The following is a 14809-nucleotide window of genomic DNA, read 5'->3' as shown; positions in this document are numbered from 1 at the left end:
ATCACCCACCCAAAATGTTTCTAAGCATATTGACGCACATATCATATGACACTGATTCTTTCATGCTCTGCTGCAAGTATTCGTCTAACTTCGGTTTCAAAGTAAATGCGCCATCAATAGCAGGATCGGTACCCGGTTTGTACGCTCCAATCGAGACCAAATCTTGATTCTTGCGACAAATAGACAAGACCTGTCGCACCGCTTTTGACATCAGAACGTGCTCTTCGGTCGTGATTTGCGGCATAACACGGCTCACCGACTTCTCGACATCAATCGCCGGATAATGGCCTGCATCCGCCATTTCACGAGAAAGTACAATATGGCCATCAAGAATAGCTCGCGATGCGTCCGCTATCGGATCTTGCAAATCATCCCCTTCGGTCAACACGGTAAAGAACGCCGTAATCGAGCCTTGCTCGGCACTTCCATTACCCGCTCGCTCAACCAGCGCTGGCAGCTTGGCAAATACAGAAGGCGGGTAACCTTTCGTCGCTGGCGGCTCACCAACAGAAAGTGCGATTTCACGCTGTGCTTGTGCAAAACGAGTCAACGAGTCCATCAATAGCAGAACATCTAACCCTTGGTCTCGGAAGTATTCAGCAATCGTTAATGCCGTTTGGCACCCCTTTAAGCGCATTAGAGGTGAAGCATCGGCAGGCGCCGCGACCACCACTGAGCGGCGACGACCGTCCTCACCCAAGATCTCTTCGATGAACTCTTTAACTTCACGTCCACGCTCACCTATCAGGCCGACGACCACAACCTGTGCGGTGGTGCCTCGCGTCATCATGCCAAGCGTGACCGATTTACCCACACCAGAACCTGCAAACAGACCGATACGCTGACCTTTACCAACCGTCAACAAACCATTGATGGCTTTTAGGCCAACATCGAGCGGTTCAGAAATTGGTTTTCGAGCCAACGGGTTGATCGGCTCGGCATTAAAAGAGGCACGGTGATCGGTATACAAAGGGCCAAGTCCATCAAGTGGATTCCCAACCCCGTCTATCACGCGCCCAAGTAACTCCATGCCGACAGGCAAACCAGCGTCACTGGTTAAAGGGGTGACCCTCGCGCCAGGTAAAATGCCCGTAATTTGTTCGCTTGGCATTAAAAATAGGTTGTCACCTGAAAAGCCGACAACCTCGGCTTCCATCTGACCTGACATGGTTTCCACTAAGCATAAACTGCCAATTGGTGCGCGACAGCCGGTCGCTTCCAACGTTAACCCAACCACACGCACCAGTTTGCCAGAGGCGACAGGGCGCGTCGTAAGGCCTTCAACTTTGTAGCTTTTTAAGCGGTCAGCGAGTGCTTGCATGGATTACTCACCCTCTTGATGACGGTTTGCGCCACAAAAGCTGTGCAATACGCTTTTGACGCGTTCTTCCATGCGATAATTAATGCTTGATTCACCGGCTTCAATCTGGACGTCACCTCGATTGAGCGATGGTTCAGCAACTAACGTCCAGTTGCGACAATCAAGGTCTTCTTCACCATAAGCTGAACGAATAATCGCGACATCTTCTGGATTCAGGTGCAAGGTAATAGGGTGGCCTGATATTGGTAGCGCTTCAACCGACTGCTTCACTGTATCTAAAATAATTTGAGGGTTGGTTTGTACTTCAACGTGCACCACTTCTTTAACTAAACAGAGCACCATATCCACCAGCTGCTTTTCAACCTGAGCATTCATCAACTCCAAAGGTTGAGCAAACTGATTGGCCAAGTTCATAAAAGTTTCAACTTGCTGCTGAATGTATTCTTGCCCTGCAGTTACCCCTTCAGCTTTTCCGAGCTCGAGACCTTCAGCATGGCCGGCTTGCAACCCTTCTTCTTTACCTTTGTCGTAACCTTGCTTAAAGCCAGCTTCCTGACCTTGATGTAAGCCTTCTTGATAAGCACCTTGCTTAATCAGTTCAATTTGCTCTTCGGTTAGCGCAAGTGGCTGCTCTTCTTCAGGCTCATCAAAATTCGGCACCCATCCCGGGTCATAGTTGAACGCGGTTTGTTTTGCTTGTTTGGCTTTAGGCTCGCCATAATCAGGCAGCCCCCAACGTTGAGGTTCGATCATCGAATCATCTTCATCAGGACGGATAAATCCACGTTTTCTATCGCCAGCCATGGGTTACCTATTGTGTGTTCGATTAAGAAGTGAGGGTGCTCCGCAATAGGATAATTGCGAAGCAATAGAAATTATAAGAATTCGTCAGCACCGCCAGATAGCATAAGCTCACCAGCATCCGCCATTCGACGGGCAATTGCTAAGATTTCTTTCTGAGCGGCTTCTACATCTGCCACTCGTACTGGCGGCATCGCTTCTATGTCATCACGCATCATATCAGCAGCACGTTTAGACATATTCTTGAAGACTTTCTCACGTAACGAGTCATCTGCACCTTTGAGTGCTTTTTGCAACACGTCTTGTGGTACGTCACGCAGCAACTTCTGAATACCTTGGTCGTCCACCTCGACTAAGTTTTCGAAGACAAACATTAGGTCTTGGATTTGCGTCGCCATGTCTTCGTCCTGATCGCGAATTTGCTCCATCAACAAACCTTCGACGTTGTTGTCTAGGTAGTTCATGATCTCCGCTGCTGCTTTCAGGCCGCCAATTTTGGCTGCTTGTGCACCCGCTTGACCCGCGAACTGTTTCTCCATGATTTCGTTCAGCTCTGCCAATGCTGATGGCTGAACTTCTTCAAGGTTGGCAATACGCATCATCAGATCCAAACGCACGCGCTCAGGGAACTGAGACAAAATCTCTGCAGATTGGTCTGCTTCTAAATAAGACAATACGATAGTTTGAATCTGTGGGTGTTCATTGACAATAATGCTCGCCACTTGGCGTGGGTCCATCCATTTCAAAGAATCCAAACCCTTTGAGCCCGTACCAAGTAGGATCTGGTCAACTAAGTTGTTGGCTTTGTCTTCACCAAGAGCGGCAACCAGTGCATTACGCATAAAGTCTTCGCTGCCCATACCAATGTTGGTGTATTTCTGGATATCCTCCAAAAACGCACGATGAACAGCAGATACCTTGTCTTGGCTGAGATCCTTCGCGCGAGCCATCGCACTACCAACACGCTGAACCTGTTTTGGTTCTAGGTGACGGATAATGCCAGCTGCATCTTGTTCATTAAGACTCAGTAGCAAAATTGCCGCTTTTTCTTCGCCAGTAATGGTTGAAACATCCAGCTCTACTGGCATTCCCGCGGCGTTGTCATCTTGAGGTACGATATCGTTAGCCATTGTCATTCATCCAGTTTTTCACTACTTGAGCAGCCAATTCAGGTTCATTCGCAACCAGAGCGCGAACCGCTTTCAATACATCTTCATCTTTATGAAGGTTTGGCAAATCAATACTTGAGCCAAACTCGAACAGTTCGCTGCTTTCGATGTCACTGCCAATCAAGCTAGTTTCACCATCCGCACCAATCGGCAAGCCGTCTGGTCCGTACATTTCGTCTTCATCATCGCTGGTAGGGTTAAGCAATTTCTTCATTGCTGGGCGAACCAGAACCAACACAACCACAATAATCACTAATGCACTTGCGAACCAACGAACCCAATCACTGAAGTTAGGGTGCTCCCAAATTGGTGGTTCTTCTAGCTGCTCAGCCTCTGGCTCAGCAAACTTTACACTCAATACATTCAGCAAATCGCCACGGCCTTGGTCAAAGCCAACGGTACCAATTAATACTTGGCGAATGGCATTGATTTCAGATTCGGACATTGGGGTATAAGTCACTTCACCCGTATCAGGGTTAACTTGACGACGGTCTTTAATCGCAACAGAAACGGTCTGACGAGCCACCGTCCCGGTCTGCTTTCGCTCGTGGCTGATGGTGGTATCTAGCTCAAAGTTACGCGTGGACTCTTTACGAACTGACCCCTGCCCCATGACAGAACCATCTTTCATTTGAGCCACATCTTGCGGAATAGAGGCATCCGCTGGAGGCTGATTACTCAACGCACCCGGAATACCCGCTACCATGTTACCGTTATTGTAATCTTCGAGTGCGTACTCACTGCGGGTCGCAGGGGTGTTTGGATCAAAACGTTTGCGAGTTTGTTCAACCGCACTGAAATCCATTTGGATATCAACCTGCGCCGTATAGTTGCCATAACCTAAAATGGGTAATAGTACGGAATCAATTTTTTCGCGCAGCGCTTGCTCTTGGCTGCGTTCTAATTCTTGTTCTTTGCGTCGCGCCGCAGAAGCAGGATCTTGGGAGCCTGAGCTGAGTAAGCGGCCATGCTGATCTGTGACGGTAATTCGAGAAGTTTTCATTCCCGGCACGGCACTCGCTACCATGTCGACAATAGAATCCACTTCTTGCTGCTTAAGGTTAGTGCCTGTCGACAATGTCAAAAATACCGACGCAGACGCTTCTTGGTTATGACGCACAAACACGCTGTGCTTTGGCAGTGCCAATAACACTCGTGCTTTGCGAACTTGCTTCATCTCTTCAATTGCTTGAGCTAATTGGCGCTCTCGACTGAGTTTCAGACGCTCTTGCTCAAGACGTTGTGAAACACCAAAGCCCATGTCTTGCAGCAAAATATCATCGCCTGCTTCTGTAGCTTGGTTAACGCCGGAACGAACCATGCCAAGTTTGATCGAGTTGTACTCACTCGATTCAACAGAAACAGTATTGCCATCAAGCTTATAATTGATTTTCTGCTGGTCCAGATAATCCAGAACGGGGATCAATTCTTCGGTCTCATACGCACCAAGTGGGCGCATTTCCGGTTCTTTGACCCAAAAGAACAGCATCACGATCAATGCAACACAGATGGATATCGACAGCACAAGCACAACCTGACGAAGTAAATCGAGGTCGCCCACTGCCATATCGAATTTTGACGCACTACGCTCCTCTAGATCTGGATTTTGACTCTCCACATCCACATCGGGACTTGCTACCAGTGCACCATCTGAGCCGCCTTCAGTGACGGTTAAATCTGTAGACTTGTCTGCCACACTTATTACCTAAATTACACTGGCATGTTCATGAGATCTTTATATGCCTCAACGAGTTTATTGCGAATTTGAACCGTCGCATCAAAAGCGACACTAGACTTGTTACGAGCGATCATAACGTCAGAAAGGGATACATCGGCATCACCACGATCAAAACGGGTTTGTAAATCACCAGATGCTTTTTGAAGTGTGTTCACGTTATTGATGGCTTTAGTTAGGAGATCGTTAAAATCCGCTCCAACTTTCGCCCCACTTGCAGTAGGAGCCGTATTGGTTGCTTCTACCATCATGGCGCGCATTTCTGCCTGAATACCATCAATTTTCATTAGCACCTCTAAGCCAAAAGATTGACTATTAACAAAACTGATTATTGACACAGCAATTAACGTGCCATAAGACATTAGCAATCAATTTACTTACACTTTTCGTCTTATGGCCGTTGTCTGTGTTAATTCGGGATATCTATACCAGCATCACGCATTTTGGCAAGCTTATAGCGCAAGGTTCGAGGGCTTATACCCAGTTTCTCCGCCATTTCTTTGCGTCGACCATTACACTCAACCAAAGTCTCCAAAATAATGGCGTATTCTTGATCGCGCAGCTCGCTGCCTAAGCCTTCTCCACCAGTTACTGGACGGCTGACATTCTCAGCTTGCGCAACTGGCTTAACATTGGGCACGACCATATCTGCGTTTTGCACCACGTGTTGCAAGCTATTGGCATCTTGCCAATCTACGCCCTCAAGCAAAATGTGCTCTGCATCGATGTCGCCATTTTCACTTAATATCAGCGCTCGTTGAACCACGTTATCCAATTCACGAACATTACCCGGCCAAGGGTATTGCAATAGTTTTTCTAACGCAACGGTCGAGAATTGAGGCACTGGCATGCCCATTTTGCTGCAATGACGCTCAGCAAGATGCTTGGCAAGCGGTGCAATATCGCCTTTACGTTCTTTAAGTGCAGGCCACGCAATTGGGAATACATTCAGGCGGTAATATAAGTCCTCTCTGAAGTTTCCTTCTGACACGTATTGCTTAAGATCACGGTTACTCGTCGCTAACACACGAACATCTAACTTGATGCTTTTGCGACTGCCTAGGCGCTCTACTTCTCGCTCTTGCAAAACACGCAATAACTTCGCTTGCAGGTTCAAGTCCATCTCACTGATTTCATCAAGTAAGATTGTGCCACCTTGTGCTTGTTCGAACTTTCCTGGGCATGCCTGAACAGCACCAGTAAATGCGCCCTTTTCATAGCCAAACAGTGTTGCTTCGAGCATATTGTCAGGAATCGCGGCACAGTTAATTGCGACAAAAGGACCATTTTTACGATTTGACGCGTTGTGAATATAGCGCGACATCACTTCTTTACCTGAGCCACTAGGACCTAGCACCATAACATTCGCATCTGTACGTGCCACTTTATCGGCCAACGCGAGTAAACGCAGACTTTTCTCATCAGCAACGATAGCATCACCGTTGTCATCACTTTTTATCGGTGCATAACGACTGACCATATTTAGCAACACTTCTGGTGCAAATGGTTTCGCCATGTAGTCAATTGCGCCATCTTTCATTGCAGACACGGCATCTTCAATGTTGGCGTACGCCGTCATTAGCAATACTGGTAAGTTAGGCCAATTCTGCTTGATGCTTTTGAGCAGAGCTAAGCCACCCATACCCGCCATTTGCACATCAGAAACGACGATATCAACCGTATTCGATTTCAGCTTTAACAGTGCATCTTCAGCACAGTCCGCTTCCAACCACTCATACCCTGCCAGAGCCAGAGTATCGACTAGGGCTTCACGAAGACCTTCATCGTCTTCTACGATCAGCACTTTGCTTTGCGCCATTATGATTCTCCAGAAATTGTTATTACCAAACGCCGCTTATTGCGCTTCTGTTTGCACTCGCTCTAGCGGAATGCACATGGTGAAGCAGGCTCCATCACCCTGCTCTGAAATAAGTTCCAATCGACCGTCATGGGCACGGCAAACCATTTGAACAACTGCCAACCCTAATCCAGTTCCTTGAGAACGTGTGGTAAAAAATGGCTCCATGATTTTGGCTTGCAGTTCTTCGGGCACTCCCGGTCCGCTGTCTTGCACAGAAATGCGTAACTCACCATTTACCGGGCGGAAAAAAATATCGACTTGCGATTCTTTACCAGACATTTGAATCGCATTCATGACCAGATTACTCAATGCGGATGCAATGGCGTTCGCATTGCCTAGTAGTTCAGTTTGTTCTTCTTCCACTTCTAGGCAGTAATCAATACTGTTGTTTTTTAGCGCGGTTTCGACCATCGGCTGATATTCCGCTACCAACTGGGCAATCGTAAATGGCTTAATGACTTTATTATCACCACCTTTAGCAAAAAGCAGCATATCATTAACCTGCTTTTCCAAATCGTGCAGTCGATCCATTAATTTGGTTTGGAAGCGATCTTTTGTCGCTGGAGGAAGATTTGGCGCTCCCAAATTGGATGCATATAACATAGCGCTCGACAGCGGCGTTCTTACTTGGTGAGCAAGCGACGCAACCATACGTCCTAACGACGATAAGCGCTGTAAATCACTGACACGAGCTTGAAGTAAACGGGTTTCGGTTAAATCGGTAATCAGGATCAATTGACCTGTTGTGGACGCCGAGATGGCGAGTCGAACTTTACGGCCATTCCGCAGGGAAACTTCATGGCCATCATCTTCACGTGGGTCAAACACCGCCTGGATAACGTTGAACCATTTTTCGTTAACCAGTGGAATCTCAAGAATTCGGTGCGCTTCTGGATTTGCTTCACGCACTACTCCGTACGTATCGAGCAAAATCACTCCAGCAGGCATCACATCGAGCACCTGTTTGTAGCGCTCAACCTGATTCTCTACGGAATCTAAATGGGATTGATTGGTGTTGTTATCCATTACTGCCTGTCGAAATATCGCCGCTAAAACTAAAATAGCTTGGTAAGCAATTAGCGTACCAAGCTATTTTTTATATTTATCAGGACGTTAAGCCATCGACAATAAGTTGACACTCAGAGATAACGGTTTTGGATGCCAGAAAAGCGATGTTAACCAGCCCAAGTGATTATTCAGATATCGTCTTAAAACTTCACTTTACCTAGCGCTGTAAGTTGTACTTACGCATTTTTTCCACCAGCGTAGTACGTCGCATACCCAGCATGTCCGCCGCTCTTGCTACAACGCCACCCTGCGCTTCTAATGCTTGGCTGATCATATTAACTTCTAAATCAGCCAGCAGCTCTTTCAAATTAACCCCTTCCGGTGGCAGCGCTTGCGGGGCGTTCATGCTGTGATCAAGGTCGTCTTGATCTTCAAAGCTAAAATCTTCAGAGAAGATATCTTGGAATACATCACGCTCTTGCTCTTCCACCGAAACAAATGGATTGCTCTCTGGTTGGAACTCTGGGATGTCACTGTAGCGATATTTGGTTGGTAGATGGTTTACATCCACTAAGCTATTTGGATACAGAATAATCATTCGCTCAACAAGATTAGCCAACTCGCGTACGTTGCCCGGCCAGTTATGCTCCATCAGTGAGTTGATTGCACGAGGTGTAAAACAGATAGGTTGTCCGCCCTCCGCCTCTAAACGTGTCATCAGTTCTTGCAGCAGCAATGGTATATCTTGTTTGCGCTCTTTCAGCGCTGGCATCTCAATCGGAAACACGTTCAGACGATAGAACAAGTCTTCTCGGAACGTGCCTTCTTCAATCATATTTTCTAGATTACGGTGTGTCGCCGCCACAACTCGAACATTTACCTTGATGGTACTATTGCCACCTACACGTTCAAAGCAGCGTTCTTGCAATACACGAAGCAACTTTACTTGCATCGACATTGGCATATCGCCAATCTCATCAAGAAAGATAGTGCCACCGTCTGCGAGCTCAAATCGACCTTTACGGGCAGTTAACGCACCAGTAAACGCGCCTTTTTCGTGACCAAATAATTCGCTTTCTAGGAGCTCAGGCGGTATTGCACCACAGTTAATAGGTACAAATGCGCCATCGCGGTATGAAGAGTGATAGTGGATGTTACGCGCAACAACTTCTTTACCCGTACCGGACTCACCTAAGATCAACACGTTTGCTTCCGTGTTTGATACTTGCTCGATCAGGTGTCGAACTTCTTGAATACCTCTACTTTGACCAACTAAGCTGCGAAAAAGCGTGTTTTTGCGTGCACTAGCAACAACATTCACTCCTTTTCGCCCCAGAAAATCTTTGCAGTGGCGTAACGCTTCACTAAGCTGTGGGTAATTAAGCGGCAGCTCTAGTTCACCAACAAAATTTGGAAGATCATCAACAGGCAAAGGAAAACGGCCCATGACTAGAAGAGGGATGTGGTAAGCGCTGTTTAAATGAGAGATAACCGTACTCGCCGCTTGACCTGCTGGAATATTACCAACAATACAGCACGACCATACGCTAGACCAATCAACATCGCTGAGCTGATCAGAACTGACCGCTTCGCAATTTTCTCCAACAAATTCCAATATATTGCTTAAATTTAAACGACTTGATGCGTCATCATCAATTACAAGCAGCTTTGCCAAACCATGCATAAGTAAGAATGATTGCCTTTATTTTAGGTGCGTTGCGGCCAAACCTTGATTTGCGCAATTGGGTGCTAAAGAAGGCAGAACCACCACACTCAATTTACGATAGACAAAATAGGAAAATCAGCAACAAAAAAGCCATTAGGGCTACTAATGGCTTCTATTTTATTTGAATATAAAAATAAGGCAACCAAGCAATGGAGAGGTGTGAGCTTGATAGAAACTTTGCTACACAACTCGTTGCGCAATTGACAAATATATTCGTCTAGTATCTTAACGCATTGTTTTGACTATTAAATACCAACTTCAGCAGCGGTAAGATTATGAAACTCTGTTGGGATTTGGTCCCAAGCGGACTTGATCTCACGGATAATGTCGATAACGTCGTCGATCAGCTGAGGCTCATTTTGATGGTTAGCAGCAGAAATTTGCGTGATCATAAACTCATACAGTGAATCTAAGTTTGAAGCAATATCACCACCGTCATCCATAGATAGACAGCTGCGTAGCGCGATAATGATGTCTAACGCTTTACCTAAGCGCTCACCTTTTGCTGGAATATTGCCTGCTTGCATGGCTGCTTTACCTTGAATAAGGCGCTCAATCGCACCAGCCATAAGCATTTGAATGACTTTGTGCGGAGAAGCCGCGCTAAGCTGGCTGTCGACTGATACCTTTTTGTATGCTTGCAAAGAACCGCGCATAGTAATCCTCTTTTAAATAAATTTTTTGTACTGCTGAAGTGAACGCTGGCCATAACGAAACTTATGGAGCTCTTTTCCGACCTTTGACGTTTCCGATTGCATCAGCTCGACAATTCTTTTGGTACGAGTTAGCAATGCTTGCCACTCTGCATCCTGCTTAACCAAAGGATTTTGATGAATAATTGGTAACAGGTTTTGCAATAACCGTTCCCTGATATCGACCAAGCGAAGAATTTCTTCAGCATTAAAATCAATTTTTTCTAATTCTTGCGTAATTAGTTGATCTATATCACTAATTTCCATGAGTTCTTTTTGCATTTATTAACCCAACGCACTCATCAAAGCGCCCAACTGGCCCTGCATTTTACCGGTCGCATCTTGCATCGCGGTAAACTTCGCATGAGTACGCTTCTCTAGGCTTTCCATGCGGCGATCTAATGCCGCTTGATCGTCACTCAAACGGTAATTTTGTTCTGTGAGACTTTTTTCTCGAGTACGAATACTGCCTGTAATACCTGTGATACCGTGAATCGCATCTTCTACTCGTTTAGCAAAACCTGTGTTGCCACCGAAGAACTTTTCTAACTCGTTGAAGTTATTGTTCAACTGGCGGTCTAGCATGTCATAGTTAATTTCTAGGGTGCCTTGACGTGTGGTCGTAATGCCAAATTCTGTTAAGGACTTTAGGTTTTCAGGTGCTTTATCGATTCGAGTAGAAAAGACCGATTTTAATCGTGAATCTGCACTGCGTACGGTGCTGTCACCTGACAACGGCCCTTTTTGACCAGTTACCGGATCCACACTCGCCAACGCTTGGGAGGTTTGATAAAACGAGTTATACGCTGCCACAAAGTTTTCGATATCGTTGCGTACACTTTGACGGTCGTACTCGACACCAATTTCAGCAGGCGGTTTATTCGGTTCTGATTTGCCTTTTAGCGTTAAATCAACACCTTCGATCGCATCTTCAATCACATTGTTGTGGCTAGATAGCTTTGCCACTCCATCAAGCAGAACTTCTGAATCTTGCCCTGCTTGTACTTCTGTCATTCCAAGGTATTCTTCAAAAGCAGATTGTGCCTTTGCGATTTTCGCTTCTGCTTCATCAATTTTTTCCAGACGCTCACGTTCTTGAGGATCAAGTTTAGCGCGATGAATTTGCTTAGCTTGCGCTTCGGAAAGTTCACCACGTGCCACTTTTTCGTCTAACGCTTGCTTTTCACTCGCAATTTTTTGCTCGATTTCCGCTTTTTCTTGCTCAAGAAGCTGCTTAGCCTCTTTCGTCGTAACGTAAGAATCGGTTAGGGTGCCCGATGCGGCATTATTCCAGCCTGGTACATCTGGTGCCTTCTCTATTGCCTTTTCGTCGAGTTCGAGCTCTGGTTCTTCATAAGAGTCCAACAAAGTACCTGACGCAGTTTCTGTCCACCCTGGAATTCTGTCTTCAGGGCGTAAACTCGCGCGTCGGTTGGCTTCATCAATGGCTTCTTGACCAGCTTTGGCTGCTTCTGCACCCGCCGCAGAGATTGGCGCTTGCGATGCATCATCTTGTACATCGTCTGCCGCTTTTTGCTCTTCTGGAGGTAGAGGATTGCCGTTTGCATCCAGCTCTTCTGCTGGTTGTTCCGGAAATTTAAGAGGACCTAAGACATCTTCCGCCGCTGAACGAGCTTCTTCAAGCGCGTTGACGCGGTCTTCAAGTGTTTGGTATTCGAAATATTTAAGAGGGTTGCCTTTTTCTGCCTCCACACTGACTCTGATTTGATGATCCTTACCAGAGAGGTTAGAAGCAAGGATAAGGCGTGGACCTTCGACGTCGTTAATAAGAGATGCACGAACGCCAGGGTTATCTTTAGCGCCATTGATGCCACGTACGACATCGATGAGCTTAGATCGGGAACGAACATCGATATTAAAACGCTCATCACCAAGCGAAATCTGCAGCTTACCAGGGCCAAATTTTGCGTCTTCTGGCAATACGTCAGAAGCGACTTTATGGCTCTGAGCAAGCTGCAACACATCGATAGCATATTTGCCAGCGATAGCATCTGTGGTTGCCGTGGCAGATACGATATTGTCATCGGTCGTTTCGACAGTGCGAACGGCAAATGCTTTCTCCTGACGAAAGTTCGCCATGAGATTTTTCATCGTATCCAATGATTCTCTGAGTCGTCCGTAAGCACTGATACTGGCATTAATTGTCGTGCGTTCGTTGTCGATGCGTTGCTGCTTTGGTACGCGTTCGGCATCCACAATTTTGCTGACCATGGAATTAATATCCATGCCGCCAGACATCCCCAAAGGGCCTAAACTCATCAAATCACCTCTAAAAACGACTTACACTTTTTCAGTCAACAACCCGCTGTTGGCTGTGTGCTCAGCTAGGCGACGCAATACCACTAGCATTTCTTCATCAGGAATTTGACGAATCACGTCACCGGTATTGGCTTCATAAATCGTCACCACATCTCGTCCGGATTCTTCATCCACTCGAAATGCGACTCCTTTGTTTATGGACGTGACAAATTCATTCATTTGCGCGACCAATTTTTCACGTTCTTCTTTGTTCAGTTCTTGACGGCTTTCAGCCATCTCGAGCGCAGCTTGAACAGAGAAGTCGTATTCGGTGTTTTTCGCTTTTTGCGGCGAAATCTCACCATTTGAATTTGCTGGGCTAGACGTGCCTATATCATTGCCATTTTTATTTGCAAACTTTGTGCCATTTGGCGTGCCGTAAGGCTGGATGTTCGATGCGTAGGAGGATATATCCATTACAATCTCCCTTCCACCTTATGGGCTAACGATAGAATCTATCGCTTTGGTGCCCCAGCACTAAGGTGTTGACCTCAGGCTGGGTTTACCACTTAGCCCAACAAGCTTAGCGCTGCAGATGGAGACTGCTTCGCTTGAGCCAGGATTGAAGTACTTGCTTGCTGAAGAATTTGCGACTTAGTCATCGCAGTGGTTTCCTTCGCGTAATCAGTATCTTTAATACGGCTTTTAGACGCGTTAACGTTCTCGTTAATGTTGTCTAGGTTGCTGATTGCGTGGTTGAAGCGGTTTTGGAAAGCACCGAGTGAAGCTCGTTGGCTGTCTACGGACTTAAGAGCACCGTCGATAACCGCTACTGCTTCTTGAGAGCCAGCTACTGTGGTTACGTCGATGTCTTTCACTGTTACGTCTTTCGGGCCACCAAAGCCGATCTCGTCTGCTAGGTTGCCAGAAAACTCAACATCACCTTCAACTTTTTGAGAAGAAGCAAATACTTGTAGTTTGCCATCTTCGCCAACAGAGGCTTTTACATCATCGTTTTGACCGTTGATGTATGTCGCTAGCTGCTCAATATCATCGCCTTGCTTAGCGCTGATTGATAGCTCTTTCTCTTCACCCTGCTTGTTGGTGTAGCTCATTTTGAACTCTGTTTTCTCACCAACAGTCCAAGATGCGTCTTTACCCTCTTCTGCTGCGTAGCTCTTACCACCCATTGCTGAAGTGTCTGAGCGTAGGTTACCCATAGAAAGCATCACGGCTTCACCTGAGTCCGCACCGATTTGGAAAGATTGAGTACCGTAAGTACCGTTTAGAAGCTTGTTACCACCGAAAGAGGTAGTTTCAGCAATACGGTTTAGCTCGTCGTTTAGCGCTGTTACTTCTTCTTGGATCGCTACACGTTCTGCTTTTGAGTTAGAGCCGTTCGCCGATTGAAGCGAAAGATCACGCATACGTTGTAGGATGTTGGTAGATTCATTCATTGCACCTTCAGCAACCTGTGCAATAGAAATACCGTCGTTTGCGTTTTTCACTGCCATATCTAGGCCACGGCTTTGTGCATTCAAACGGTTTGAAATCTGTAGACCTGCAGCATCGTCTTTCGCGCTATTGATTTTATAACCCGAAGACAAACGCTCCATAGATTTTTGTTGACCGTCAGCTGCCTGGTTTAGGTAACGCTGTGCAGTCATCGCAGAAACGTTAGTATTAACGTTAATCGCCATAATTGATCTCCTTAAGGCTTTAGTGAATGTACCGTCGTGTCTCTCACCTCACTTAGGTACATCTCATTTCTCTCAGTCCCTTTAACGGCGACCGATGAATATCCTTTAGAAGAAATTTTCAATTTTTTGCGATTATTTTCTTTGGCTTACTGAAATGTGATGAAGCTCTAATGTCGTGATTCGCAGAAATCCTGGGGCCCCAAAAGACAGAAAAAAACCCAGCCGAAGCTGGGTTTACTCGCTCATCTCTCACCACGAGCCAATGAGGTTCTCATCTTAGGTTTGAAATTAACCTAGCAGACTTAGCGCTGAGTTTGGCGCTTGTTTCGCTTGCGCAAGGATTGAGCTTGACGCTTGCGATAGAATTTGTGACTTGGTCATTGCCGTCGTTTCTTTCGCGAAGTCAGTATCTTTGATACGGCTCTTCGACGCATTCACGTTCTCGTTAATGTTGTCCAAATTGCTGATTGCGTGGTTGAAACGGTTCTGGAATGCACCCAGCTCTGCGCGGTGGCTGTCTACGTATTTCAGTGCCGC

14 protein-coding genes are annotated in these 14809 nt (G+C 46.4%); all 14 read right to left on the bottom strand.

Going from position 1 to position 14809, the window contains the following annotated elements; translation table 11 throughout:
- Position 1 precedes the first annotated feature (1 nt).
- On the bottom strand, positions 2-1321 hold the full coding sequence (fliI, locus tag R7035_RS11035; protein WP_132936877.1) for a flagellar protein export ATPase FliI: 1320 nt from the start codon (positions 1319-1321) through the stop codon (positions 2-4).
- A 3-nt stretch (positions 1322-1324) separates the two neighbouring features.
- Entirely contained in the window at positions 1325-2125 is an 801-nt protein-coding gene (gene fliH / locus R7035_RS11030) for a flagellar assembly protein FliH (protein ID WP_005380472.1), read from the bottom strand.
- A gap of 71 nt (positions 2126-2196) precedes the next feature.
- Positions 2197-3252, bottom strand: a complete 1056-nt coding sequence (gene fliG, locus R7035_RS11025) for a flagellar motor switch protein FliG (RefSeq protein WP_005380470.1) — start codon at positions 3250-3252, stop codon at positions 2197-2199.
- Positions 3245-4987 carry a flagellar basal-body MS-ring/collar protein FliF gene (fliF, locus tag R7035_RS11020; RefSeq protein ID WP_318146130.1) on the bottom strand — a complete coding sequence of 581 codons (1743 nt, stop codon included), beginning with the start codon at positions 4985-4987 and terminating at the stop codon, positions 3245-3247. The genes fliG and fliF overlap by 8 nt, the downstream gene beginning before the upstream one ends.
- A gap of 14 nt (positions 4988-5001) precedes the next feature.
- On the bottom strand, positions 5002-5313 hold the full coding sequence (gene fliE, locus R7035_RS11015; protein WP_005384482.1) for a flagellar hook-basal body complex protein FliE: 312 nt from the start codon (positions 5311-5313) through the stop codon (positions 5002-5004).
- Positions 5314-5435: 122 nt separating this feature from the next.
- Positions 5436-6845 carry a sigma-54-dependent transcriptional regulator gene (locus R7035_RS11010; RefSeq protein WP_053304425.1) on the bottom strand — a complete coding sequence of 470 codons (1410 nt, stop codon included), beginning with the start codon at positions 6843-6845 and terminating at the stop codon, positions 5436-5438.
- Between the two features lie 36 nt (positions 6846-6881).
- Complete coding sequence (locus R7035_RS11005) at positions 6882-7913, bottom strand: sensor histidine kinase (protein WP_005380459.1); 1032 nt, start codon at positions 7911-7913, stop codon at positions 6882-6884.
- A 199-nt stretch (positions 7914-8112) separates the two neighbouring features.
- Positions 8113-9579 (bottom strand): sigma-54 dependent transcriptional regulator, encoded by a 1467-nt coding sequence (locus R7035_RS11000; protein WP_005384490.1) that lies wholly within the window; start codon positions 9577-9579, stop codon positions 8113-8115.
- Positions 9580-9866: 287 nt separating this feature from the next.
- The gene (gene fliS, locus R7035_RS10995; RefSeq protein ID WP_005380457.1) at positions 9867-10277 is read right to left on the bottom strand and encodes a flagellar export chaperone FliS; all 411 of its coding nucleotides are present in this window, start codon (positions 10275-10277) and stop codon (positions 9867-9869) included.
- Between the two features lie 12 nt (positions 10278-10289).
- Positions 10290-10595, bottom strand: a complete 306-nt coding sequence (locus R7035_RS10990) for a flagellar protein FliT (protein ID WP_005380456.1) — start codon at positions 10593-10595, stop codon at positions 10290-10292.
- A gap of 3 nt (positions 10596-10598) precedes the next feature.
- Positions 10599-12593: a flagellar filament capping protein FliD gene (gene fliD / locus R7035_RS10985; RefSeq protein ID WP_154205107.1), complete on the bottom strand. Its 1995-nt coding sequence runs from the start codon at positions 12591-12593 to the stop codon at positions 10599-10601.
- A 21-nt stretch (positions 12594-12614) separates the two neighbouring features.
- Entirely contained in the window at positions 12615-13049 is a 435-nt protein-coding gene (gene flaG / locus R7035_RS10980) for a flagellar protein FlaG (protein WP_005380451.1), read from the bottom strand.
- Between the two features lie 92 nt (positions 13050-13141).
- On the bottom strand, positions 13142-14272 hold the full coding sequence (locus tag R7035_RS10975; RefSeq protein ID WP_005380449.1) for a flagellin: 1131 nt from the start codon (positions 14270-14272) through the stop codon (positions 13142-13144).
- Positions 14273-14560: 288 nt separating this feature from the next.
- Positions 14561-14809, bottom strand: a 249-nt coding sequence (locus R7035_RS10970; RefSeq protein ID WP_257969381.1) for a flagellin, incomplete at its 5' end; no start/stop codon positions are given.

Source organism: Vibrio sp. 1731 (genome assembly GCF_033339955.1).
GTDB lineage: Bacteria > Pseudomonadota > Gammaproteobacteria > Enterobacterales > Vibrionaceae > Vibrio > Vibrio alginolyticus.
This window is presented reverse-complemented; position numbering and strand designations above follow the sequence as displayed.